At 66.8% G+C, this 24825-nt stretch carries 24 protein-coding genes; 9 read left to right on the top strand and 15 right to left on the bottom strand.

Translation table 11 applies throughout. From position 1 onward, the window contains the following. Positions 1-20 precede the first annotated feature (20 nt). From ACMVO5_RS11290 to ACMVO5_RS11275, 4 genes are all read right to left on the bottom strand, one after another. Positions 21-332, bottom strand: a complete 312-nt coding sequence (locus ACMVO5_RS11290) for a hypothetical protein (RefSeq protein WP_416907599.1) — start codon at positions 330-332, stop codon at positions 21-23. A gap of 12 nt (positions 333-344) precedes the next feature. Continuing rightward, positions 345-1742 (bottom strand): type II and III secretion system protein family protein, encoded by a 1398-nt coding sequence (locus ACMVO5_RS11285; protein WP_416907598.1) that lies wholly within the window; start codon positions 1740-1742, stop codon positions 345-347. A 17-nt stretch (positions 1743-1759) separates the two neighbouring features. Continuing rightward, positions 1760-2626 (bottom strand): Flp pilus assembly protein CpaB, encoded by an 867-nt coding sequence (gene cpaB, locus ACMVO5_RS11280; protein WP_416907597.1) that lies wholly within the window; start codon positions 2624-2626, stop codon positions 1760-1762. A gap of 443 nt (positions 2627-3069) precedes the next feature. Beyond that, on the bottom strand, positions 3070-3264 hold the full coding sequence (locus ACMVO5_RS11275) for a Flp family type IVb pilin (protein WP_416907596.1): 195 nt from the start codon (positions 3262-3264) through the stop codon (positions 3070-3072). Positions 3265-3697: 433 nt separating this feature from the next. Between ACMVO5_RS11275 and ACMVO5_RS11270 the strand changes: the two genes are divergently transcribed. Next, positions 3698-4129, top strand: coding sequence for a TadE/TadG family type IV pilus assembly protein (locus tag ACMVO5_RS11270; protein ID WP_416907595.1), 432 nt, complete (start codon positions 3698-3700; stop codon positions 4127-4129). 73 nt (positions 4130-4202) lie between these two features. Here the strand turns inward: ACMVO5_RS11270 and ACMVO5_RS11265 are convergent, their stop codons facing one another. Next, the gene (locus ACMVO5_RS11265; protein WP_416907594.1) at positions 4203-5813 is read right to left on the bottom strand and encodes a peptidase dimerization domain-containing protein; all 1611 of its coding nucleotides are present in this window, start codon (positions 5811-5813) and stop codon (positions 4203-4205) included. Positions 5814-5894: 81 nt separating this feature from the next. Further along, the gene (locus tag ACMVO5_RS11260; protein WP_416907593.1) at positions 5895-8780 is read right to left on the bottom strand and encodes a TonB-dependent receptor plug domain-containing protein; all 2886 of its coding nucleotides are present in this window, start codon (positions 8778-8780) and stop codon (positions 5895-5897) included. Positions 8781-9108: 328 nt separating this feature from the next. Here ACMVO5_RS11260 and ACMVO5_RS11255 point away from each other — a divergent pair, with 328 nt between their 5' ends. The 7 genes from ACMVO5_RS11255 to ACMVO5_RS11225 are packed head-to-tail and all read left to right on the top strand — an operon-like array spanning position 9109 to position 13729. Next, positions 9109-9411 (top strand): hypothetical protein, encoded by a 303-nt coding sequence (locus ACMVO5_RS11255; RefSeq protein ID WP_416907592.1) that lies wholly within the window; start codon positions 9109-9111, stop codon positions 9409-9411. A 47-nt stretch (positions 9412-9458) separates the two neighbouring features. Further along, the gene (locus ACMVO5_RS11250; protein ID WP_416907591.1) at positions 9459-10088 is read left to right on the top strand and encodes an ABC transporter ATP-binding protein; all 630 of its coding nucleotides are present in this window, start codon (positions 9459-9461) and stop codon (positions 10086-10088) included. Beyond that, positions 10085-11374, top strand: a complete 1290-nt coding sequence (locus tag ACMVO5_RS11245) for an ABC transporter permease (RefSeq protein WP_416907590.1) — start codon at positions 10085-10087, stop codon at positions 11372-11374. Before ACMVO5_RS11250 ends, ACMVO5_RS11245 begins: the two co-directional genes overlap by 4 nt. 8 nt (positions 11375-11382) lie before the next feature. Further along, complete coding sequence (locus ACMVO5_RS11240) at positions 11383-11877, top strand: DUF3299 domain-containing protein (protein ID WP_416907589.1); 495 nt, start codon at positions 11383-11385, stop codon at positions 11875-11877. Beyond that, positions 11877-12170, top strand: coding sequence for an MliC family protein (locus ACMVO5_RS11235; protein WP_416907588.1), 294 nt, complete (start codon positions 11877-11879; stop codon positions 12168-12170). The genes ACMVO5_RS11240 and ACMVO5_RS11235 overlap by 1 nt, the downstream gene beginning before the upstream one ends. 57 nt (positions 12171-12227) lie before the next feature. Next, a complete protein-coding gene (locus ACMVO5_RS11230) occupies positions 12228-12893 on the top strand; it encodes a pyrimidine 5'-nucleotidase (RefSeq protein ID WP_416907587.1) in 666 nt (221 codons plus the stop codon). 47 nt (positions 12894-12940) lie between these two features. Next, a complete protein-coding gene (locus ACMVO5_RS11225; protein ID WP_416909365.1) occupies positions 12941-13729 on the top strand; it encodes a 2,3,4,5-tetrahydropyridine-2,6-dicarboxylate N-succinyltransferase in 789 nt (262 codons plus the stop codon). Positions 13730-13732: 3 nt separating this feature from the next. Here the strand turns inward: ACMVO5_RS11225 and ACMVO5_RS11220 are convergent, their stop codons facing one another. The 3 genes from ACMVO5_RS11220 to ACMVO5_RS11210 form a co-directional block, all read right to left on the bottom strand. After that, the gene (locus ACMVO5_RS11220) at positions 13733-15205 is read right to left on the bottom strand and encodes a hypothetical protein (RefSeq protein WP_416907586.1); all 1473 of its coding nucleotides are present in this window, start codon (positions 15203-15205) and stop codon (positions 13733-13735) included. After that, positions 15202-15870, bottom strand: a complete 669-nt coding sequence (locus ACMVO5_RS11215; protein ID WP_416907585.1) for an ABC transporter ATP-binding protein — start codon at positions 15868-15870, stop codon at positions 15202-15204. Before ACMVO5_RS11215 ends, ACMVO5_RS11220 begins: the two co-directional genes overlap by 4 nt. A 133-nt stretch (positions 15871-16003) precedes the next feature. Then, a complete protein-coding gene (locus tag ACMVO5_RS11210; protein WP_416907584.1) occupies positions 16004-16714 on the bottom strand; it encodes a pirin family protein in 711 nt (236 codons plus the stop codon). Between the two features lie 166 nt (positions 16715-16880). On the opposite strand from ACMVO5_RS11210, the gene ACMVO5_RS11205 reads away from it, so the two are divergent. Beyond that, entirely contained in the window at positions 16881-19097 is a 2217-nt protein-coding gene (locus tag ACMVO5_RS11205) for a putative bifunctional diguanylate cyclase/phosphodiesterase (protein ID WP_416907583.1), read from the top strand. Here the strand turns inward: ACMVO5_RS11205 and ACMVO5_RS11200 are convergent. From ACMVO5_RS11200 to ACMVO5_RS11175, 6 genes are read right to left on the bottom strand one after another with little or no spacing between them, the layout of a single operon-like run. Beyond that, on the bottom strand, positions 19021-19305 hold the full coding sequence (locus tag ACMVO5_RS11200; protein ID WP_416907582.1) for a Na+/H+ antiporter subunit G: 285 nt from the start codon (positions 19303-19305) through the stop codon (positions 19021-19023). The two genes, ACMVO5_RS11205 and ACMVO5_RS11200, sit on opposite strands and share 77 nt — an antisense overlap. Continuing rightward, positions 19302-19571 carry a K+/H+ antiporter subunit F gene (locus ACMVO5_RS11195; RefSeq protein ID WP_416907581.1) on the bottom strand — a complete coding sequence of 90 codons (270 nt, stop codon included), beginning with the start codon at positions 19569-19571 and terminating at the stop codon, positions 19302-19304. Before ACMVO5_RS11195 ends, ACMVO5_RS11200 begins: the two co-directional genes overlap by 4 nt. Further along, complete coding sequence (locus ACMVO5_RS11190; RefSeq protein WP_416907580.1) at positions 19565-20062, bottom strand: Na+/H+ antiporter subunit E; 498 nt, start codon at positions 20060-20062, stop codon at positions 19565-19567. Before ACMVO5_RS11190 ends, ACMVO5_RS11195 begins: the two co-directional genes overlap by 7 nt. Further along, on the bottom strand, positions 20059-21600 hold the full coding sequence (locus ACMVO5_RS11185) for a monovalent cation/H+ antiporter subunit D (protein ID WP_416907579.1): 1542 nt from the start codon (positions 21598-21600) through the stop codon (positions 20059-20061). Before ACMVO5_RS11185 ends, ACMVO5_RS11190 begins: the two co-directional genes overlap by 4 nt. Next, a complete protein-coding gene (locus ACMVO5_RS11180; RefSeq protein ID WP_416907578.1) occupies positions 21597-21989 on the bottom strand; it encodes a Na+/H+ antiporter subunit C in 393 nt (130 codons plus the stop codon). The genes ACMVO5_RS11185 and ACMVO5_RS11180 overlap by 4 nt, the downstream gene beginning before the upstream one ends. Beyond that, a complete protein-coding gene (locus ACMVO5_RS11175) occupies positions 21989-24790 on the bottom strand; it encodes a monovalent cation/H+ antiporter subunit A (protein WP_416907577.1) in 2802 nt (933 codons plus the stop codon). Before ACMVO5_RS11175 ends, ACMVO5_RS11180 begins: the two co-directional genes overlap by 1 nt. Positions 24791-24825 lie beyond the last annotated feature (35 nt).

Raw genomic sequence — 24825 nt, 5'->3', positions numbered from 1 at the left:
CCGGTCCGGAGTTGGACATGTCAATTACTGTTAGCCGCCGCCGCGCCGCCCTCACGTCCGCCGCCGGTGGACCCGCTCAGCCCGCCCGTCTGGTCGACCGTGCCATCGATCTTGCCCAGCACGCGCGGCTCGCCCTTCAGATAGCGCCGCTGCGCATCAATCGCGCGAACCCCGCTCGACCCCTCGATTGGCACACCAGCATAGGTCGGGTTCATGTCGACCGCCTGCGACGCCACTGCACGGCGCACCGAATAGCCAAGGTCGGGGTCGGTCTCGCACGCCGGCAGCGCCAGCAGGGCCGAGGCGGCGAAAAGGGGAAGCAAGACGCGCATAATGCCCTCCTGTCAGCGGATCACATGGCCGAAATCACCGGCCGGACTGGCCGCCACCGGCGCACCAGCACCCGGCATCATGCCAGGCATCCCCGGCGCCGAAGGCGCAACCCGCCGCTCGGTCTTGCCGTTCAGGAAGATGTCGAGGTCCGATGGCTCGAACACCCGGTCCGTCGGCACTGCCAGGCTGCCGGCCGCCACCGGCCGCACCAGCCGCGGCGTCACGATCATCACCAGCTCGGTCTCGGACTTGTTATAGGCCGTCGAGCGGAACAGCGCCCCGATGATCGGAATCCGCCCCAGCAGCGGAATTGCCCGCACCGTATCGGCAAAATCATTCTGAATGAGGCCCGCCAGCGCGAAGCTCTGGCCGTCGCGCAGCTCCACCGTCGTGCGCGCGCGCCGCACCTTCAGGCCGGGAATGCGAATGCCGCTCAGCTCGATGCCCGCACTCGGGTCGAGCTGGCTCACTTCCGGCCCCACCAGCAGGTTGATCAGCCCGTCCTCCAGCACCGTCGGCGTAAAGGCCAGGCTCACGCCAAACTGCTTGAACTCGATCGCCACCTGGCCATTGACCTGCACGTTCGTCGGGATCGGAAACTCGCCGCCCGCCAGAAACGCCGCCGTCTCGCCCGACAGCGCGACCAGGTTCGGCTCGGCCAGCGTCCGCACCAGCCCCTGCCGCTCCAGCGCATCGATATTGATCAGCAGATTGCTTGCATTGGGCAGGTTCAGCCCCAGAAAGAAGGGATTGGAAACCGAGTCCGGACTCGTGACAATCCCGCCGTTCGACCCCGGCGTCAAAATCGTCGAATTGTCGAAGCTGAACCGGTTGATGCCCAGCTGCTTCACCGTCGAGCGCGACATCTCCGAAAATTTGACCTCGAGCAGCACCTGCTGCACCGCGCTCACGCCCAGCATGTTGACCACTTTCTTCGGCGCATAGGTCTCGGCAATGGTCACGATCCGCTCGGCCGCGGCCGCGCTCGAAACCTCGCCGCTCAGCACGATCGATCCGTTCGATGCCGTCACCGCCACCGCCTCGGTCGGCGCCAGCTCGGCCAGCTTGGCCTTCAGCCCCTGGCTGTCCGGCCCCACCACAATGTCCACCACCGCGATCAGCCCGCCGCCGCCGTCATAAAGGCTGAGGTTGGTCGCGCCGATGCCGCGCCCCAAAACATAAACGCTCGACGTGCTCAGCGGCAGCACATCGGCAATCTCGGCATTGCCGACCACCGCCTTGGCAAAGCGCTGCCCCACCCGCAGCGTCTGCGACTTGTTGATCGGCACCTCGAGCACCGCCCCGGTCCGCGCATCCTGCGTCGCCTGCTGCGCCGCCGCCGGCGCGGCAAGGCCCGTCGCCAGCCCCGCCATCGCCACCGCTGCCAGCAAGCCCCTGATAACCCGCATCCCCCGGCTCCCCCGCGTCATCGTGATGGCACTCCATATACAGTAGAGCTTGCACCATCCTTGCCGCCACGGAAAATTTCAACCGTCGGGCCGCGCGGCTTGGCTGGCGCGCCAGCCTCGCCGCCGGCGTCAGCCTTCACCTTTCGCAAGATACGCGTGCGCGTCCCGTCATTCAGATCGAGCAGCTGTGCGGTTTCCAGCCGCACCCGGCTCTCGTCGGTCAGGCTGCGCAGCGCCAGGCTGAGCGTGCCCACCTGCTGCGCCAGTGCCAGCTTCTGCGCCTGAAGCGGCGAAACCTCGATGGTCACCGACTTGACGACAAAGGGCTTGGCGGCGGCCGCATCGGCGTTCTGGCCCGATGCCAGCACCCGCGCGCCCTGCACCAGCAGGTCGGTATAGGGCAGCTCGTCCTGATCCCCCTGCCGCGTCACAAACACATCGACCCGGTCACCCGGCACCAGAAAGCCGCCGGCGCCAACAATCTCGTTCACCGGCACCGACACCGCGCGCATCGACTCGCCAAACAGCGGCGATGTCGAAAGCCGCCCACCCTCGCCCGAAACCGACGTCGTGGTCAGAAGCTCATTCGCTGCCAGCGGCCGCAAGGCCACGCGCGGCCGATCCCCGTCGGTCAGATCGGTCACCCGGCTGTACGTGCCGCTCGGCAATGTCGCCGCCGGAAACGGCGCCACCTTCAGCTTCTCGGCCGAAATCTCTTCGCCAAATTCGATCGCGTCAGCCGCGACCACGACATTCACTGTCTGCACCGCCTGCGACTGCGCCACCGGCTGGTCCGACCGGTTGAGGAAGGAACGCGCCAGAAACACCGCGACCAGTCCCAGAACGATCGCCGCCACCAGCATGTAGATAGAAGATTTACGCATGGGTATGCCCCTGCTGCTTGTGTCCGTCCCGCGCATTGGCCAGCCCATGTCCATGCCCGGTCAACGGCTGACATTGGCTGACATTTAGCCGCGCCCCCGTCTGCGCGTCCCCAAGCCCGGGCCAAACAATCAGCAGCATCTGCATCTCGCCCCTCCAGCGAACCCCGTTCAGCGCGCCAGCGGTGAGATGCAACCAGCGAGCCGAACAGAAACCGATTGAATCCATATGGATAAAGTCGTTTCTTGACAAGCCCGTCAAGGTTAACACTCGTTAGCAATTCATTAAGTCTTTGATTTCAGATTCCTTTTCCCTTGGCAAGCCCGGGCATTTTCCCGGTTCTGTGCTGTTTTCGCATCACTTTTCGGCCCCAAACGCACAAAGGAAAACCCGCGCCCCCTTTCGGGGACGCGGGCTCCTTTGTCTGCGCTTGCGCGCGGCTGGCTTACGAGCCGCCGCCGCCGCCCGTACCAGCCGAGGTCAGCTGACCGTTGGCGGTGTTGAACGCCGCAGTGATACCGCCGCCGAGGATGGCAGCACCGGCAACCACGACCGCGCCGATGATGGCGACGATGAGGGCGTATTCAGCGGCCGAAGCGCCGCTCTCGTTGGTCTTGATGTTCTTCAGAAGCTTCATCATGGTCTCATTCCTTCTATATTGGCCGGCAGGGCCGGTCGTTCGGGCAAAACGCCGTCCCCGTTCCCGGTTCTGGCCATAAGGAACCGCCGCTTGGTCTGTCTCCGTCGCCTGTCTTTCGAGAGGTGCGAGAGAGACCGGCACAGCGCCAGCTCGAGATCTGGATATGTCCGCCCCGAAAAAGGGTCAATATTAAAGGGAGTTAAGGTGCCTTTCTCATACACAGTCTTACAATTGCCGCGACGTTGTTAAGTTTTCCCCTGCTCCAGCATGGCAGGCAAATACTTGGCAAAACGGACCTTTTCTCACCTTGACACGAGGCGCAATGGTTAACCGTAAAATCGGAGTTTCTTGGGGTTTCGGGGCTTTTGTCGTATATTGAAATCAAGCCGGGCCGATTCTCGGCAGATGCACAAACACAGCACGAGGACCGACGATGACGACAGAGTCGCAGCATCCCGCAGGCGCGAAGGCCCCCGCCGGCCTGCTCGCGCGCCTGCGCCGCGCCCGCCAGGGCGCCGCCGCCGCCGAATTCGCTCTCATTCTCCCGGTCATGCTCATGGTCGTCGCCGGCGCCCTGCAATATGGCGTCATGGCCATGACCTATAACGCCATGCTCAACGGCGCCCGCAGCGGCGCCCGCGCCCTCTCGCTCGGCGATGCCGCCGCCACCGATGTGCGCACGGCCGTCCGCGACTGGATGCCCGCCTGGGTGCCCGCCGCTGACGTCACCGTCACCAGCGAAGCGGTCGGCGCCAATCAGGTCCGCGTCAACGTCTCGGTCCCCGGCACCTCGTCCACCGTCTTCCGCCTGCTGCCGCTGCCCGCCACGCTCGATGTCTCCGTCCAGATGATGCTCGAAGACTGAGCCAGCCCGCCAGGCAACAGAAAAGGGGGCGAGCCGCAAGGCCCGCCCCCTTCTCGTTGGTCCGTCTGACGGCTCAGCGGGCGCCGTCGCCCGCCCCGCTCACCGGCACGCCCGGATAAGCCACGCCGAGCTGCTCCAGATAGGAGCTGTACTTGCTCGGGTCATAATAGAATTTCTCCATCTCGGGCCGCATCTGCGCCATGATGTTCTTGTTGAGATGGATCGCCGGCATGTCGTCCTTGGTCAGCACCGGGTCATATTTCTGCGTCTTGGTCTGCACCTCGGTGAAATAGGCCTTGGCCTCGTCGATCAGCTTCGGCGTCGTCATCAGGTCGAGCACCGTCATCGCCACCGCCTTGGCCCCGGCCACCACGCCCTTGTGCGCAATCGGCGTCGCCATGGCGATCGCAGACTGCACATTGTGCCCGATCGCATTGGGGATGTTCGAAGGATAGCGCACCGTGATCGTCGGCACTGTCCACATCACATCGCCAATATCATCCGAACCGCCGCCCATGTTCACCCGCGTCGGGTCCGGCGCAGACATTTTCCCGATCTCGGTCGCCAGCGGCTCCACCTTGATCTTGTTGGTCTCCTGCATCGCCTTCGCAAAGGCCTGGTCAGCCGCCGACCATTTCGGCATGCCCACCGCCTTGATGTTCTCATAAGCCACCTCGGCCAGCACCTTGTTGCCATGCTGCGGGGCCGCATAACCCAGGATCCGGCTGGTCATCTTGGTGTCAGTCGCCATGGCGGCCGCCCGCGCCGTCCGGTTGCCCGCCTCATACAGCGCCCGGATCGTCTCGAAATCGCCCTCGCGGAAATAATACCAGACGCTCGCCTTGCCCGGCACGATGTTGGGCTGGCCGCCACCATTGGACACGACATAATGCGACCGCTGCCGCAGCGGCAGATGCTCGCGCCGATAGTTCCACGCCACATTCATGATCTCGACCGCATCGAGCGCCGAACGCCCCATCCACGGCGCGCCGGCAGCATGGCTGGTATAGCCCTCGAACGTATATTCCACGCTCACCATGCCATTGCCCCAGCCCTCGCCCCAGCCGGTGCTGAAATCACGGCTGACATGCGCAAAGATCGAGGCATCGACGTCCTCGAACATCCCCTCGCGCACAAAAAAGGCCTTGGTCGCCAGCAGCTCTTCCGCCACCCCGGGCCACACCATCAGGCTGCCCTTGATGTTGTTCTTGATCATCACATCCTTGGCCGCCAGTGCGGCCACGATCATCATCGGCAGCCCGCTGTTATGCCCCTCGCCGTGGCCCGGCGCGCCTTCCAGCAGCGGCTTGATTTCCGGGCTCCCCGGCACCTGGCTCAGCCCCAAAAGCCCGTCAATGTCCGAGCCCAGCGCAATCATCGGCCCCGCGCCCGCCGGTGACGTCCACACCGCCTTGAAGGCAGTCGGAATGCCCGCCACGCCGCGCTCCACCTTGAAGCCATTCTGCTCAAGGATGCCCGACAGATATTCGCTGGTCCTGACCTCCTGAAAGCCCGGCTCGGCAAAGCTGAACACCATGTCGACCATCTCGGCCGCCATCTTCGCCCGCGCCTCAACGCCGGCCACAGCCGCCTTCTTCATCGAAGCGGGTGCCGCCGCATGCGCAGGCGCCAGAACGCTCGTCGCCAGCAGCGCAGCGACAAGCCCGGATTTCAGCAAAGTCATGATGTTAGTCCCCTAGATAGACAAATCCCGGGCCGCTTCCCCACGGCCCGGGACCTGTCTAGCAGAGGCTTTCAGACCCGACTAGTATTCGAAGCGAACACCCAGACGGAACTGGCGACCAAGGACGTCATAAAGCACGCGATTGGTCTGCGGATAGCCCGGGGTGTTGTTGCCCGTCGGCCCGATCCCAACCGGCACCGGATCGCTGTTGAAAAGGTTCCGCACATAGAGGAACACTTCCGCCCGCGACCGGCCCACATCAAACCGGCGCGTGATCGAGGTGTCGACATACCACTGACCATCGATCCGGTTGTTGTTGATCGTGCGGAAGTCGGCGTTCGGCCGCTCCGGCGAACCAATCTCCGGGCAGTTCGACTGGCACTCGATGAAGCGGTTGTCATAGGTGCCGCCCGAGAAACCACGGCCAACCACGTTGAACGCCCAGTCTTCGGTGTCATAATTGGCCGAGAGACGGAAGTTCCACGACGGCACACCGCCACCGGAGTTCTGCCCGGCTTCGTCCTGCGGCGTGTTGATGCCGTTGTCGGTGATCGAGTCGATATAGTGCGACGCGACCGCACGCAGGGTCATGTTGCCATCGCCGATCGGCTTGCGGTAGCTGGCCTCAAAGTCGATCCCCTTGGTGCGGATCGACGAGAAGTTGAACGGAACCAGCCGGATCTGGCTGATGTCGTTCGGGCTGGCGAAGGTGATCAGCGCGCAGGCCGCCTGGTTGTTCTGCTCGAAGCACTGGTCCACCGTCGTCTGCGCCGTGATGTTCGAGATCGCACCCGAAAGGTCGATGTCGAAGTAATCGACCGAGGCGGCGAAGCCATCGAGGAACGTCGGCGTGAACACCGCACCGATACCCCAGGTCAGCGCGACTTCGGGATCGAGATCGGTGGTGCCAGTGAACTGCTCGAAGAACTGGTCGGCGCGGAAACCACCACCGGCCAGCGGCACGTCGACCGTGTTGGTGCGGCCGCGGCCGGGGTCGAACAGCTCGGCCAGGTTGGGCGCGCGAATGTCACGCGACCGGGTCACGCGCAGCTTGATGTCATCAATCACCTGCCACGTCGCACCCAGCTTCCAGGTCGTCACCGTGCCCGAGGTCGAATAGTCGGTCACACGCAGGGCGCCGTTCAGATCAAGCCCCTCATAAACCGGGAAGATCGTTTCGACGAACCCTTCAAGAACTTCATAATCACCCCTGGTCACACGGTAGTTGCCATAGAGGAAGCCCGTGCTGTTCGGTTCGGCCGGCGTCACTTCGCCGTCCACGGCCTCACGGCGATATTCCGCACCGAACGCGAGACTGACCGGGCCAGCCCAATTGTCCCAAATGTCGTTGGTCGAGAAGGTGACCGCCGCCACATCCTGCCGCAGGCGCTGACGACGCGAGGTCGGCTGGTCACCATTGAAGATGTAGTTCAGCGCATCCGGGCTGGCTTCGCCGAAGCCGATGCGCGGCACCGGCAGACAGCCATTGCCCGGATCAGTCAGCGTCGAGCGGCAGACGATGCTGCCATCGGGCGCAAACACCGCATCAGTCGCCAGCGCCAGATTCGCATTCCGCCAGGTGTTGGTCAGAAGTTCGCGGGTCTTGGCGATACCGAGCTGGTAGTAAGCGTTGTAGGACCACGAGATGCCGCCGGTGTCGAAGTCACCGTCTGCACCGATCACATAACGCTGCACCTGCCGGCGGTTGTTGGCGCCCTGCGCCGGGATCGCCCAGTTTCCGGTACCGACGCTGACGCTGGTCAGACCGTTCTGGTCCATCAGATCGCCAAATTCGGTCGGCAGATAGGCATTGTCGCGCTGGATGGTGACGCTGGTTGTCGGCGTCTTCTGATAGAAGCTGGCATTCTCATAGCTGGAGAACGACCCCTGCGCATAGATTTCGAATGCCGGCGACACTTCATAGGAAACGCGACCGAAGATGTTGTACCGTTCTTCGTCAGCCACCAGCGAGTTGGAGCTGTGATGGCCTTCGCGGCTGACCAGATAATCGCCGCCCTGCATCCACTGGCCATCCCGCGGCCCAAAGGAGAACTGGTTGAGCGACGCCTGGCCATTGCCATCGGGCCGACCAAAATAGGTCCCCGCCAGCGGGCCCGAGCGCACGATGCCGCCCGGCGTGAACTGGTGGGTGCCGATGCCGCTACCGACGAAACGCTCAGGCGCGCCCGGCGACTTGTCGGGATTGGTGATCTGGAAGAAGCCGGCGTCGTTCCAGTCGCGGTCGATGGTGTCGACCGGCTCCTGCTTGAAATAATCACCCGCCAGCAGGATGCGGCCACGCCCACCGGCGAAGCCCTGCCCGGCGGTCAGGCGCACCAGATGGTTGGGCGCGTCGCCGTAGGTGGTGACGCCATGCTCATACTCGGCCTTGAAGCCGTCGAAATCCGTGTTGAGGATGAAGTTGACGACACCGGCGACAGCGTCCGAACCATAGACGGACGAGGCACCGCCAGTCACCACTTCAACGCCCTTGATCAGGCCCTGCGGAATGGTCTGCACATCGACCAGACCGGCCGTCGACGACGAGACCGAGCGCTGCCCATTGATCAGGATCAGCGTGCGCTGCGCGTCGAGGTTACGCAGGTTGACCGTGGCGATACCCGACTGGCCGTTCGACAGCGAACCCGAGTTGCTCTGCGAGCTGGCGCTGTTCTGCACCGCCGGCAGCGTGTTCACATAATCACCGATGCTCGGCTGCGGCTCGGCCTGAAGCTCGGCTTCGGAGACGATATTGACCGGCGTCGGCGCGTCATAGCCCGAGCGCGCAATGCGCGAACCCGTGACGACGATGGCATCGGCGGGCGCTTCAGCGGCAGCAGCGGTCGCGGCGGGCTGATCTTCAGCAGCAAACGCCGGCTGCGCGGCCATCACCAGCGCCATCGTGCCAACAGTGCCAAGCCCCAGAGCGCGCAAACGGCGCACGGCGAAGGTCGGTGTCGTCTTCATCAGTCATACCCCCTTAGTGTTGAACAAGCCTCGCACCTCCCCAGGAACGGACTTGAACCAGCGGCACCCGATCAGGACCAGAACCACCACGCTCTCGCGCAATCTGGACCCCCGGACCCGGCAACGCTGGGACTAACGCCGATCGGTGTCTTCACCGTTCATCTGGCGCTAATGTGCACAGGTGTTCTGCATCCTCCGCCGCTTTGCAACATAAAATTACGCGATCCGTCATTGAGCAGTAGCAAACTGTGACAAATCGGCCACGGTCCTTCGGGGTCTGGCATTCGCCGCCCCCATGCACTATCTAGGCACAAGAAGGGGACGTCCTATGCGCACACCATTGCTCATCACATTGCTCATCGCCGCCGCCCCGGCCGCGGCCTGCGACCTTGATTATCTGCCCGGTTTTGCCGGCCACAGCTACACGGTCGGCATGGACGCCGAGGAAGCCGCCCGCGCCAAGGAAATGGCCATGGCCAACGCCCGCGCCGCCTTCATCAAGCAATATGGCCTTGCCGATCCCGAGCCGGCGCCCGCCGCTCAGGCCGCCACCACCGAGGTTGCCGAAGCGGCGCCCGCAGCGCCGGTCGCCAGCGCCTCGATGCCCGCCGCCTATTCGCTCAACCGCTGATGACCTCGGCTGCGGCCGAATCGACCCCGTCGCAAACAGGCCCTCTGGTGAAAACCGAGGGCCTTTCGCATGCGGTCGGCGGCAAGCGCATCATGGCGGTCGGAGACTGGCAGCAGACCAGCGGGGACCATGCCCTCGTCCTCGGCCCCTCGGGCTCGGGCAAGACCACCTTCATCAACGCCGTCACCGGCCTGATCACGCCCAGCGCCGGCCGGGTCTTCGTCGCCGGCGAGGAGATGAGCGCCCTCGGCGCCGCCGCCCGGGACAGCCTGCGCCGCCGCACCATCGGCCTCGTCTTCCAGACGCTCCGCCTCATCCCGGCACTCAGCGTGCGGCAAAATCTCGCACTCGCCCAGCGCATCGGCACTGGGCGCCATGATCCAGCCGCCATCGAATCGCTCATCGCCCGCGTCGGCCTCGCCCACCGCATCGACGCCCGCCCCCGCACCCTGTCACAGGGCGAAGGCCAGCGCGCCGCCATCGCCCGCGCCCTCATCACCCGGCCAAGGCTCGTCGTCGCCGATGAGCCAACCTCCGCACTCGATGATGCCAACGCCTTCGCCATGGTCGACCTGCTCTTCGAAACCGCCGCCGCCACCGGCGCCACCCTGCTCGTCGCCACCCATGACACGCGCATCGCGCCGCGCTTCAACACCGTCGTCCGGCTCGCCGCATGAGCTTCCTCGGCCTCTCCTTCGCCTATCTGCGCGACCGCGGTCTCAATACCGTGCTCAACATCGCGCTGCTCGCGCTTGCGGTCGCCACGCTCGTCATCCTGCTGCTCTTCGCCCGCCAGCTCGAAACCCGCTTCGACCGTGACGCCCAGGGCATCGATCTCGTCGTCGGCGCCAAGGGCTCGCCGCTCCAGCTCATCCTCGCCAGCATCTACCAGGCCGATGTCCCCACCGGGAACATCCCGCTCTCGTCCATCGACGTCCTGCGCAGCCAGCGCACCGTCGCCAAGGTCATCCCGCTCGCCCAGGGCGACAATTTCCGCGGCTACCGCATCGTCGGCACCGAGCCCGCCTACCCCGAACATTACGGCGCCACCCTCGCCGAGGGCCAGCTCTGGAGCGCGCCGTCCGAAGTCGTCATCGGCGCCGATGTCGCCCGCGGTCTCGGCATGGCGCTCGGCCAGCGCTTCATCGGCAGCCACGGCCTCTCGGGCGATGAGCAGGCGCAGGGCCATGACCATGCCCCCTTCATCGTCACCGGCATCCTCGCACCGAGCGGCAGCGTCGTCGACCGGCTGATCCTCACCAGCATCGAATCGGTCTGGGACGTCCACGGCATCGAACATGATGATGAAGACGAAGACCATGATCACGACGGCGACGGCACCCCCGACCATGATGCCGATCACCACGAAGAAGACGAGGACCACAACCATGGCGACCCTCGCGGCGGCGGCATGGAGCCCGAGGTCACCGCCCTTCTCGTCGCCTATGCCTCGCCACTCGCCGCCGTCCAGCTGCCCGGCTTCATCAACCGCCAGACCAACCTTCAGGCCGCCGTGCCCGCCGTCGAGATCACCCGCCTGCTCGGCCTTGTCGGGCTCGGCCTCGATGCCGTGCGCGCGCTCGCCGTGCTGCTCATGCTCACCGCCGGCCTCTCCATCTTCGTCGCCCTCTACACCGCACTTCGCCAGCGCGAAGGCGACATGGCGATGCTGCGCGTCATCGGCGCCAGCCGCGCCAGCATCTTCGCCCAGATGATCTTCGAAGGCGTGGCGCTGGCCGCCGCCGGCGCGCTGCTCGGCCTGGCGCTCGGCCACGGCGTCATCGGCCTTGCCGCCGCCAACATCCGCCAGCTAGCCGAGCTCGGCCTCGATGCCAGCCGCTTCGAGGCGGGCGAACTCTGGATTATCGCCGGCGCCCTTGCTATTGGGTTTGCGGCTGCCCTGCTGCCGGCGCTGCGCGTCTTCCGCGCCGACATCGCCGAAACGCTCACCAACAGCCGCTAGGAGACCCGATGCGCATCCTTGCCCTCATCGCCGCCGCAACGCTCGCCCTGCCTGTCGCTGCTCAGGCCCAAATGGCGCCGGACCGCACGCTGACGCCGTCTGAAAGCGTCTGGAAGCCAGCCCCCACCCCGCCCGGCGGCGTCGATTGGGCCGTGCTCGAATCGACCAAGGAAATCACCCGCAAGGACGAGAAGAACCTGATCCGCTCCAAGCCGGTCTTCCCCGATTCGGTGAAGAAGCTCGCCGGCAAGCGCGTCAAGGTGAACGGCTATATGCTGCCGCTGCAAAACGGCACCAACCAGACCCATTTCGTGCTGCTCGCCTATCCGCCCGATTGCCCCTTCCACCTCAATCCCCTGCCCATGCAGTTCATCGAGGTCCGCGCCGAAACGCCGGTCAAGGTCTCCTACGATGTCCGCACCATCGAAGGCGTCCTCACCCTCCACGGCGAAGACGAGCAGGGCATCTTCTACAAATTCACCGAGGCCAAGGAAGCCAGCTGATGCGCGCCCTGCTGCCGCTGGTCCTGCTCGCCGGCTGCGCCACCGCGTCCCAACCGGCAGAAAATACCGTCAGCTTCCGCTGCGAGCGCGGCACCCTGCTCAGCGTCACCTTCTTCGAGGGTCACGCGATGCTCAGCGCCAATGGCGAAGCGCCGGTCCGGCTCGAAGCCCAGCCCGCCGCCTCGGGTTTTGCCTATGGCAGTCCAAGGCACAGCATTCGCGGCAAGGGCACCGAACTCTCCTACGCCTTCGCCCGCATGGCCCCTGAAGCCTGCACCGAAATCAACGACTGACCGGCCACCCCGCCCCCGGCCCCTTCCCCCACGCGCCGAGGCCGCTAGGAGCGGGCGATGGTTGCCCATATCGACACCTGGATCTTCGATCTCGACAACACGCTCTACCCGGCGTCCGCAAGCCTGTTCCCGCAGATCGACCTGCGCATGGGCCGCTATATCGAGCGGCTGCTCGGCGTCGACGCCATCGAAGCCCGACGCATCCAGAAAGACTATTACCACAGCCACGGCATGACCCTGCCCGGCCTGATGTCCGCCCATAGCGTCGACCCGCATGATTTTCTCGAATTCGTCCATGATGTCGACATCGATGTCGTCACGCCCGCGCCGCTGCTCGCCGACATGATCGCCCGCCTGCCCGGCCGCAAGCTGGTCTTCACCAATGCCGATGCCCCCTATGCCACGCGCGTGCTCGCCCGCCTCGGCCTGTCCGACAGCTTCGATGCGATGCACGACATCCACGCGCTCGGCTATGTCCCCAAGCCGCAGGCCGGCGCCTATGTGCATCTGTGCGAAACGCACGGCATCACGCCCGGCCGCGCGCTCTTCGTCGAAGACATGGCACGCAATCTGGTGCCCGCCAAGGCCATCGGCATGACCACCGTCTGGGTCGACAACGGTTCCGAACAAGGCCCGGGCGTCGACCATGACCATATCGATTACCGCGTCCATGACGTCGGTCAGTTTCTCGCCAACACGCTGGCGATCCTGGAGGACCTATGAGCAACATCGAAACCATCATCAGCGAAGGCTGGGCCAACCGCGAGACCATGAAAGAGGCCGAGTCCGGCCTGCTGCGTGACGCCGTGCAGGCCGCGCTCGACGGGCTGGACAATGGCAGCCTGCGCGTCGCCGAGCCTGACGGCGCCGGCGGCTGGCGCGTCAACCAGTGGCTCAAGCAGGCCGTGCTGCTCAGCTTCCGCCTCACCCCCAACAGCGGCGTCTTCGGTGCGCCCGGCGGCAGCCTGTGGTGGGACAAGGTGCCCACCAAGTTCGAAAGCTGGACGCCCGAGCATTTCCGCACCGCCGGCTTCCGCGCCGTGCCCGGCGCCATCGTGCGCCGCGGCGCCTATATCGCGCCCGGCGTCGTGCTGATGCCCAGCTTCGTCAACATCGGCGCCCGCGTCGGCAAGGGCACCATGGTCGATACCTGGGCCACGGTCGGCAGCTGCGCCCAGATCGGCGAAAACGTCCATATCTCGGGCGGTGCGGGCATCGGCGGCGTGCTCGAGCCGCTGCAGGCCGCACCCGTCATCATCGGTGACGGCGCCTTCATCGGCGCCCGCGCCGAAGTCGCCGAAGGCGTGCAGGTCGGCGAAGGCGCGGTGCTTTCCATGGGCGTCTATCTCGGCGCCAGCACCAAGATCATCGACCGCGCCACCGGCGAGGTCCATGTCGGCAAGGTCCCGCCCTATGCCGTCGTCGTCCCCGGCAATCTCCCCGGCAAGCCGCTCCCTGATGGCAGCCCCGGCCCCAGCCTCTACTGCGCCGTCATCGTCAAGACCGTCGACGCCCAGACCCGCTCAAAAACCGGCATCAACGAGCTGCTCCGCGACTGAGCCCTAGCGCCGGCGCCGCAGGGCAAAGGCCAGCCCGACCACCAGCACCACATAGCCCGCCGGCAGCAGCACCCAGCCGCTGCCGGCCATGGCCAGCACCGCCAGCCCGGCCCAGGCCCCGGCCATGGTGATCTCGATCAGCCCCATCAGCAGCAGCGCCGCCGGGCGCTTGCGAAACGCCGTGCGCGGAATGCGCGGCCCATGCCAGCCCTGCACCAGCGCCATGCTCAGCGCCGCGACCGCCGCCAACACCAGCATCAGCAGCCCGGCGCCGGCATCGAGCGTCGCCAGCCACAGCGCCAGCGGCAGCAGCGCCACCAGCGGCAGGCCGCAGGCCACCGCCAACTTGGCCGCGCCGCGCCGCCAGCGCGCAATCGGGGCCGCTTCCACCAGCTCGCGCGCCTCTTCGGCGCACAGCGTGATCCAGGCTAGGCTCGATGCCGCCATCACCGCCAGCCCCACCCCGCCGGCCAGCAGCTGGCGCACCACCGTGTCCGGGGCCGCCCCCTCGCGCGTCGCCAGAAACAGCAACGGAATGAGATAGATGAAGCGCAGCAGCACCTGCGCCAACGTTTCCGGATCGCGCCACAGCAGCCGCAGTTCCTTGCCCACCAGCGCCCGCGTCGGCCCTGCCCCAAAACGCACCGTCCGGCGCGCGCGCGGCGTCTCATCCGCCATCTCGCGCTGCGCCAGCCGCCGCGCCCCCGGCCCCACCGCCACGCCCAGCGAGGCCGCACCCAGCAGCATCAGCGCCAGCAGCGGGCCCGGCTCGCCCAGCGCGCCGCGCGCCGCCATGTCGAAAGGCGGCCCCGGCGCCGCCTGCCCCAGCCGCGCCAGCAGCGCCGCGCTGCCCTCCTGCGCGCCCACAGTGCCCGCCAGCCCGCTCACCTGCGTGCCGATGAAGATCGCCGCCCCCAGCGCCGCCGAGCCGAGATGCACCACCATGCGCGCCCGCCGCCCACCCAGCCAGCCGATCAGCACGGCCACCACCAGAAAGCCGAGCCCGGTGGCGGTCGCCGCGGTCGCCATCAGCACAGCGAAACCGCCCAGCCAGCGCCACTGGCCCAGCACCGCGCTGAACAGGATGAACGGGCCCAGCAACGCCACAAAGGGCATCGCCACCATCCAGCTCGCCGCCAGCGCCTTTGCCAGAAACACCCGCGACGGCGGCAGCGGCGCGCTCAACAACAGATCAAGATCACCGCGGTCACGAAAGGCACGCAGCACCTGCACCGCCGCCAGCGACAGCATCAGCGGCAGCAACATCGCATGCAGCGCCACCAGCATCGTCATCGCCGCCGGCGTCACCTCCGGCCCCGCCTGCGCCACCGCCCGGGCTATCAGCCAGCCAAAGCCCACCGGCCCGCTCGCCACCAGCAGCAGCCCCACCAGCCAGCGCCCGCGCGAGCTGCCGCTGCCCAGTCGCAGGCCCAGCCGCAGCTCATGGCGCAGCAGGCTGGCAAGGCCGAGGCTCATGTGGCGAGCGCGAGAAACACGTCCTCGAGCGTCTCGCCGTCCGCCGCCAGCGCCTGCGGCGTGCCCTCGGCAATCAGCCGGCCAGCGCGAATGATGCCGATCCGGTCAGCCAGCCGCTCGGCCACCTCGAGAATATGCGTCGTCAGAATGACCGTGCCGCCCGCCCGCGTGCGTGCGCGCAGCATGTCCTTCACCGTGCGCGCCGCCGCCGCATCAAGCCCGGTCAGCGGCTCATCCAGAATCAGCAGCTCCGGCTCATGAATCAGCGCGCCCGCCAGCGCCACCTTCTGCCGCTGCCCGCGCGACAGCCCCTCGCAGCGCGCATCGCGCTTCTCTTCAAGGCCTAGCTGCACCACCAGCGCCTCTGCCCGCGCCCGCGCCACCGCGCCCGGCACCGCCCACAGCCCGGCCACAAAGGCCAGATATTCCATCGGCGTCAGCTTGTCATACAGCAGCGGGTCGTCGGGCAGCCAGGCGATCCGCGCCTTGGCCGCCAGCGGCTCGGCAAGCGCATCGATGCCACACACCTCGATGCGGCCGCTGTCCGGCGCCTCCAGCCCCACCACCATGCGCAGCGTCGTCGTCTTGCCCGCGCCATTGGGACCAAGCAGCGCATAAAGCTCGCCCTGACGAATGTGCAGATCAAGGCCATCGACAGCGGTCAAACCCGAAAACCGCTTCACAAGCCCCTGCAAATGCAGAGCAGGACTACGCAGATGCAATACAGATGAACAATCCATGACCAAATCATAAAATATGTCACGGCAAAGTCACACCGCAGGAAACATTAATGCACGACTATCGCGAATCGACAAGCACCAGTTCCGCATCTTCCAGCGCCGTCACGCTGATCTGATCAACCTTTGCAATTGCCACCCCGTCGCGCGCCGCCGCTTCAATGTCGCCAATCCGCACCCGGCCACGGGCCGGCACCAGATAAAGGTGCCGGTCCATGCTGGTGGCATAGCTCACCGTCTCGCCAGCCCGCAGCGTCGCGCCCGAAACCCGCGCATGCGCGCGGATCGGCAGCGCATCCCCGCCACCCGCCATATCGCCCGCCATCCCACTCGCCAGCGTCACAAACCGCCCGGCGCGGTCCGCCTTGGGAAACGGCCGTGCGCCCCATCCCGGCTGGCCGCCCGGCGCATCCGGAATGATCAAGATCTGGAACAGCGTCGTCGGCTCATCCTCATGATTATACTCGCTGTGCACCACGCCGCTGCCCGCGCTCATCACCTGCACATCGCCGGCCTCTGTGCGTCCGCGGTTGCCCATGCTGTCCTCATGGGTGATCGCGCCCGTGCGCACATAGGTGATGATCTCCATGTCCCGGTGGCCATGCGGATCAAAGCCGTGATGCGGTGCAATCCGGTCATCGTTCCACACCCGGAGCGCGCCCCAATGCACGCGCGCCGGGTCATGATAGCCGGCAAAGCTGAAATGATGGCGCGCATCCAGCCAGCCATGATCCGCACTGCCAAGGGTCGAAAAGGGACGAAGTTCCATCATCGGTCATCTCCTGCTTGGGCCTCTTTTACCGTCCGCCCCCTGATTGGAGAAATTGATTGATTTCGAAACCTCAATCGAGATCCTCGCTCACACCGCTAAACCATCCCCGCCGCCGGCCGTAGCAACATCCTGATCTGTCGAAATCTTGCTGGGGGAGGCCTGCCGTATGAGCGAAATAGGGTGGCCAAGACGACGCGCCAGCCGGCTCCAGCGCGCCCGCCACCGCCTGTTCGGCCAGTCCGAGCTGATGCTCACCGTGGCCGGCATCGGCGCCTGGATGCTCAATTCCGAAACCCGCGAACTCTGGTGGAGCGACGCCACCAGCCGCATCCACGGCCTGCCGCCCGGGACCCAGCCAACCATCGACGAGGCCATCGCCTTCTACGCCCCCGAAGCCCGCCACCATGTCGCCGCCGCCGTCGCCGAAGCCATCGAGACGGGCGGCCAATGGGATCTCGAACTGCCGCTCGACCGCGCCGATGGCTGCCGCATCCATGTCCGCGCCTGCGGCCGCACCATCGAGCAGGAGAGTGGCGGCCGGCTGGTCATCGGCACCTTCGAAGACGTCACCGAGCGCCGCGCCGCCGCCGCCGCCGCCCGCCGCGAGCTCCGCCTGCGCGCCGAAACCGAGACGCTCCTGCGCGATGTCATCGACGCTATCCCCGCCGCCCTTACCGTCTATGACCGCGACGAACGCCTCGTGCTGATCAACCGGAGCTATCACGACATCCTGCCCGACGCCGCGGCCCTCGCCCCGCGCGGCGACCGGCTCGAAGACATCATCCGCCGCAAGGTCGAAGCCAATCACTACGCCCCCGAAATCTTCGACACCGACCCCGAACCGCTGCGCGAAGCCTGGATCGCCGATTATCTCGCCCGCCACCGCAGCCCCGATTATTCGCGCGTCTTCGAGCTCAACAACGGCCATTTCGTCCAGGTCAGCAACGCCCGCTCCCCGTCGGGCAACATCGTCACCATCCGCACCGACATCACCCCCATCATGCGCGCCGAAGCCGAGCTTCGCGCATTGGCCGAGCGCTGCTCATTGACCGGCCTCGCCAACCGCGCGGTCGCCCTCGCCGCCCTCGCGCCCGCCGCCCGCACGCGGGGCGGCAGCCTCATCCTCTTCGACATCGATTTCTTCAAGACCGTCAACGATGGCCTCGGCCACGGTGCGGGTGATCTGCTGCTCCGCCTCGTCGCCCGCCGCCTCGCCCGCATCGCGCGCCCCGGCATGACCATCGCCAGGCTGGGCGGCGATGAATTCGCCATCAACGCCCCCGGTCTCACCGAAGGCGCCCAGCTCAGCCGCTTCCTCGATCAGCTGCTCGCCCGCCAGCGCCGCCCCGTCCGCCTCGGCCAGGCCCGCTACACCCCCTCCATCTCGATCGGCGTCACCGGCTTCGGCCCCGATGACACCAGCGCCGAAACCCTGCTCAGCCGCGCCGATGCCGCGCTCTACGAAGCCAAGCGCCAGGGCCGCGCCCGCCATGCCTTCTACGATGAAGCGCTGGCCGCGCGCATCGAGCGCCGCACCCGCCTCGCCGACCGGCTGCGCCTCGCCATCCCGCAAGACCGGCTCGCCGTCGCCCTCCAGCCCCAGCTCGATCTCGCCTCGGGCCGCATCAGCGGCTTCGAGGCGCTGGCCCGCTGGCATGATGCCGGTGAATGGATCCCGCCGCAGGAGTTCGTCGCCATCGCCGAAGACATCGGCCTCGCCCACAGCCTCGGCCTCAGCATCATCGACAAGGCGCTGGCCGCCCATGCCGGCCTCGCCGCCGCCGGCCTCGCCCCGGGCATGATCGCAGTCAATGTCAGCACCGCCCAGCTGCTCGCCGATGATTTCCTCGAAACCCTGCGCCAGGCCCTTGTCCGGCACGGCATCCGCCCCAGCAGCCTGGAGGTCGAAATCACCGAAACCGTGCTGCTCGACCGCTCGGTCCAGCGCATCGCCGACACGCTGGAGGCGCTGCGCAGCCGCGGCATCTCGCTCAGCCTCGATGATTTCGGCACCGGCTATGCCTCGCTCTCGCACATCACCACCTTCCCCGTCGATCGCATCAAGGTCGACAAGAGCTTCACCCAGGGCATCATCTCCAGCGGCGAGCGCGGCCTCATCGCCCGCTCGATCATCGGTTTGGGCCGTGGGCTGGGCCTCGATGTCGTGGCCGAAGGCGTCGAGACCGAGCGCCAGAAAAGCTTCCTCAAGGCGCATGGCTGCACCGCCATCCAGGGCTATCTGCTCGCCCCGCCCATGCTCGCCGATGCCGCTCAGGCCTGGCTCGCAGCCCGCAACGCCGCCGCGCTCAGTCCTGCTCCGGCACCTTCCGCCCGCGCTTCAGCGCCGCCTTCGACACCACATGCGCCGTCACAGGTGCCGTGATGAACAGAAACACCGTCACCGCCAGCGGCGCCAGCGTCCGGCCATGGACAAGGCTCGCCAGCACCATCGCGCCGATGCCAAGCGTCGTCGCCTTGGTCGGCCCATGCAGCCGCATGAAAAAGTCGGGCAGCCGCGCCAGCCCGATCGAGCCAATCAGCGCAAAGCCCGCGCCCACCAGCAGCAGCGCCGAGATGATGATCTCGCTCATTCGATGATGTCCCCGCCCAGCACGAACTTGCCCAGCGCCACCGTGCCGACAAAACCCATCATCGCCAAGAGCAGCGCCGCCTCGAAATAAACCAGCGTGCCAAGTGCTATATCAAGCAGAAGCACCAGTGCAATCGCATTGATCGTCAGCGTGTCCAGCGCAAGGATCCGGTCGGTCACATCCGGCCCTTTCACCACCCGCCACAAATTGAGCGCCATCGCCGCTGCCACCATCAGCAGCGCTGCGGGCACAGCCAGGCTCAGCATCCGAAAATCTCCTTCAGCGGCTGCTCATAACGGGTCCGGATCTCGGCCACCGCCGCCGCCTCATCCGGCACATCCAGCCCATGCACCAAAAGCCGCTTCACCGCCCCGCCCTCGGTCACGATGTCGATCGTCACCGTGCCCGGCGTCAGCGAGATGATCCCGCCCAGAAGCGTCGCCACAAAGGGATCCTCAATCGACACCGGCACCTCGAAAAACGCCGGCCTGAGCCTCCCCACCGGCCCCAGCACCTGCCGCGCCACGGTCAGATTGGCGCGCAGGATATCGCCCAACACCCGCGCCACCAACCGCAGCGCCGCCAGCGGCCGCCGCACATGTGGCGAATCCGGCCAGAAGCGACGCGTCGCCAGCGGCAGCAGCAGCGCCAGCAGCCCGCCCATGATCAGCGTGCCCGGCGCCAGCGAATTGGCCAGCGCCAGCCACAACCCGAAGATCAGCGCCGAAGTGACCGGCTGGGGCAACAACGCTCTCAAGGCCGGCCCTCCCGCAACACCGTGGCTGGCCCCAGAACCGCATCGCCGTAGCCGCCGCCATGCAACTGCGCTGCCGTGCGCGCCGCATATCCCGCCACCGGCGCCGCCGCCAGCGCCAGCAGCGGCCCCGCCGCCACCAGCAGCCAAAGCCCGGCGCGCGGCGCCAGCCCAGCCACCCCCATCTCATGCGGCCGCGCATCGGGCGTCGCCGTGCCCGCCTGCCAGAAGATCATGCCGGTGCAGCGCGAAAAGACCACCAGCACCCCCACGCCCGAGGTCAGCAGCACCGCCCACCACGCCGCCCGCCAGCCGCCCTCGATCCCCTGCAGCAGCATCAGCTTGCCGATGAAGCCCGAAAAGGGCGGCAGCCCCGCCAGCCCGATCGCCAACACCCCCCAGGCCGGGAGCAGCCACTCCCGGTCAAACACCGCCGGCCCGCGCACCAGCCGGTCCCCCAGCAGCCCGCGCCGCGCCGCCACATGGCCCACCAGCAAAAACAGCCCGCCCCCCACCAGCGTCGACTGCACCAGATAATAGAGCAGCGCCGCCGTCATCTTCGGCCCGGCAAAGGCCACGCCAAACAGCACCGTGCCGCTCGAAATCAGGACCAGCCAGCCCGCCACCTCGCCCAGCCGCCGCGCCGCAAACAGCCCGGCCGTGCCCAGCGCCACCGTGCCCAGCGCCAGCGCCGGCAGCCACGGCATCAGCAGCCCCGCCATCACCGGCGCCTCGCCCCAGCCCGAAACCGCCAGCCGCAGCAGCATCACCGCGCCCAGCTTGGTCAACACGGCAAACAGCGCCGCCGCCGCCGCCGGTGCGCGCGCATAAACCTGCGGCAACCACAAGGACACCGGCAACACCGCCGCCTTCAGCAAAAACACCACCGCCATCAGCGCCATCGCCGCCCGCACCAGCGCCGCATCCGCCAGCCCGACGCCTGGCAGCAGCTGCGCCACATCGGCCAGATTGAGCGTGCCAAGGCTGGCATAAACCAGCGCCAGCGCGATCAGGAACAGGCTCGAGCCGAGCAGGTTCAGGATCACATAGATCAGCCCGGCCCGCAGCCGCGCCGGCTCTTCCCCTTGATCCAGCCCGCCGTGCATGAAAAGCGCATAGGAGGCGAGCAGCAGAATCTCGAAAAACACGAACAGGTTGAACAGGTCGCCGGTCAGAAACGCCCCGGCAAGCCCGGCCAGCTGCAACTGGAACAGCGGATGAAAATGCCGCCCCGCCGCGTCCTGCCCGCCCAGCGCCATCAACAGCGCCGCCAGCCCCAGCCCCGCCACCAGCGCCACCATCAGCGCCGCCAGCCGGTCCACCACCAGCACAATCCCATAAGGCGCCGGCCAGTCCCCCAGCCGATAGACCGACACCGCGCCGCTATCCGCCTCCACAAGCAGCGCCAGCACCACCATCAGGCTCGCCGCTGAGCTGGCCAGCGCCAGCCCACGCTGCACGGCAAGGCCGCGCACCACCATCATCAGCAGCGCCGCCACGAAGGGCAGCAAGATCGGCAAGACAGGCAGATGCGCGCTCACCGGCCGCCCTCGTCGCTTTCGCCGTCCGGGCAGTCTTCGCTGTCGTCCGGCAGCGGCCCCTCGCCCAGCCGGTCGGCGTCATCGCCAGCCGCCGCATTGGCCGCCAGCGCGCGCAGCGCCAGCGCAATCAGAAACGCCGTCATCCCCAGCCCGATCACGATCGCCGTCAGCACCAGCGCCTGCGGCAGCGGGTCAGCCAGCGGCCCCGCACCTTCCAGCGTCAGCGGCGGCGTCCGCCGCCCCAGCCGCCCCGCGCTGACGATGAACAGATTGACCCCGTAGCCGATCAGCGTCAGCCCCAGCACCACCGAATAGCTGCGCGGCCGCAACGTCAGCCACACGCCCGCGGCAATCAATATCCCCACCACCAAGGCCAGCAGCAGCGCCATCAGCCGTTCTGCCGTTCGCGCTGGGAAAGCCGGCCAAATTCGACCAGCGCCACCACCAGGCTCGCCAGCACCACCAGCATGATGCCGGCATCAAAGGCCATCGCCGAAGCCAGCTCGATGTCGCCCACCAGCGGCAGATGCACATGGTCATGCGCCGAGGTCAGAAACGGCCGGCCAAAGGCCCATGGCACCAGCCCGGTCAGCACGCACACCCCCAGCCCAATCCCCAGCAGCTGCACATAATCCGCCCGCATGCGCGCCTGCGCCGCCGCCAGCCCGCTGCCCAGATATTGCAGCAGCAGCGCCACCGCCACGATCAGCCCGGCCACGAACCCGCCGCCCGGCAGATTATGCCCGCGCAAAAACACATAGGCCGCCACCGCCAGCAGCAGCGGCAGCAGCGGCTGCATCATCATCTTCAGCATCAGCGGATAGCGGTCGGCCGCGCTCTCGGCATTGGCCACCGCCGGCGGCAACCGCAGCCCGGCCAGCATCGCCTGAATGGCCAGCGCCGCCATCGCCAGCACGGCAATCTCGCCCATCGTGTCAAAGCCGCGAAAATCAACGAGAATGACATTGACCACATTGGTCCCGCCGCCACCCGGCTTGGCCTCGGCAATGTGCCAAGCCGAAATCGTCTCGAACGGCCGGGTCAGCATGGCCATCACCAGCGCTGCCGCCCCCGCGCCCGCTGCCAGCGCAAGTGCTGCATCCGGCAGCAGCCGCGCCGCCTCGCGCGCCGCCATCTGGTCCTGCTCTGCCGGCGCTTCGGGCGGCAGATAGCGCAGCGCCAGCACCAGCAAAATGATCGAGGCCACCTCGACCGAAAGCTGCGTCAGCGCGAGGTCGGGCGCTGCGAGCCGCACAAACACCAGCGCCACGATCAGCCCCGCCACCGACAGAAACACCAGCGCCGCCAGCCGCTGCCGGTGCATCGCCACCACACCCAGCACGGCAACCAGCAACGCCGCCGCCGCCAGCGGCTCGGCCAGCCCGAAGGCGCCCCAGCCCAGCGGCCCGGCCACACCCGCCCCGCCGCCAGCAAAGGCCGAAACCCCGACAATCAGCGCGAACCCCAGAAACAGCGCCAGATTCTGCCGTACACTCTGCCGGTCGAGCCGCCTCAGCAGGGCCCGCGCGCCAATCGTCAGCCCATTATAAGCACGCTCAAAGGCCACCCGGCTGCTCACCCCGAAATCGATCCGGTCGGCAAAGCTGAACACCATCTCGCGCCGCGAAAAATAATAGATGCCGCCGCCCAGCGCCACGATGCTCATGATCACCGGCAGGTTGAAGCCATGCCAGATCGCCAGGTCGAGCGGCGGCGTCGGCCCGCCCAGCACAGCGCTTGAGGCCACCACCAGCAGCGGCGCCACCACCAGCTGCGGCAACAGCCCCACCAGCACGACAATCCCCACCAGAATCTCCACCGGCACCCGCATGAAACGCGGCGGCTCCTTGGGCGTGCGCGGCAGATCGGTTGGCGGCGGGCCCAGAAACACATCGTTGATGAACCGCGCCGAATAGGCCACCGCCAAAACGCCGCCCACCGTCGCCACCGCCGGCATCACCCAGCTGAGCGCGCCGCTCAGCTCCACCGTCTCGGCAAAGAACATCTCCTTCGACAGAAAGCCGTTCAAGAACGGCACGCCCGCCATCGCGCCCGCCGCGAGCACCGCCAGCGCCGTGGTCTCGGGCATCAGCCGCCGCAGCCCCGACAGCCGCCGCATGTCACGCGTGCCGCTTTCATGGTCAACAATCCCCGCCACCATGAACAGGCTCGCCTTGAACACCGCATGGTTGATGATGTGAAACACCGCCGCCACCGGCGACAGCGCCGTCTGCAAGCCCAGCAGCAGCGTGATCAGCCCCAGATGGCTGATCGTCGAATAGGCCAGCAGCCCCTTGAAATCATGCCGCAGCAGCGCCTTGTAGGCGCCCAGCAGAAAGGTCACCGAGCCGACACCGGTGACGATGTAGAACCACAGCTGCGTCCCCGAAAGCGCAGGATAAAGCCGCGCCAGCAGAAACACCCCGGCCTTCACCATCGTCGCGGAATGAAGATAGGCGCTCGCTGGTGTGGGCGCCGCCATCGCATTGGGCAGCCAGAAGCTGAACGGATATTGCGCCGACTTGGTGAACACGCCGAGCAGCACCAGCACCAGCATCGCCGGATAGCGCGGGTCGGCGCGGATGACCTCGCCGCTGGCCAGCACATCGCTGAGCGTGAAACTGCCAACGATCTGGCCCAGCAGCAGCACCCCCGCCATCAGCGCCAGCCCGCCCGCCCCCGTCACCCCCAGCGCCATGCGCGCCGCAATCCGCGCCTCCTGGTCCTTGTATTTATACGCCACCAGCAGAAAGGACGTCAGGCTGGTGATCTCCCAGAACAGCAGCAGCAGCAGCAGATTTTCCGACAGCACAACACCGAGCATGCCGCCGGCAAAGGCCAGCAGATAGAAATAGAAGCGCCCCAGCCGGTCATCGTCGGGCATGTAATAATAGGCATAAAGCACGATCAACAGCCCGATGCCGTCGATCAGCAACACGAACAGCAGCCCCAGCCCATCGAGCCGCAGCGCCAGATCGAGCCCCCAGTCCGGCAGCCAGCTCATGGTCACGATCAGCGTCTCGCCGGCAAACACCGCCGGCGCCAGCAGCCCCAGCATCACCAGCCCGGCCAGCATCACAGCCCCGGCCGCATAGGCCGCCAGCCGCCGCGAGGCACGGCTCATCCAGCCCACCGCAAAGCCCGCGACAAGCGGCAGAACAACAAGGCCGAACAGGAGCGCTGCGGTCATCCTCACCCGAATTAGGAAAAAGCCCTGCAGCGAGG

The organism is Polymorphobacter sp. (assembly GCF_048007885.1).
In the GTDB taxonomy this organism is placed as follows: Bacteria; Pseudomonadota; Alphaproteobacteria; order Sphingomonadales; family Sphingomonadaceae; genus Sandarakinorhabdus.
This window is presented reverse-complemented; position numbering and strand designations above follow the sequence as displayed.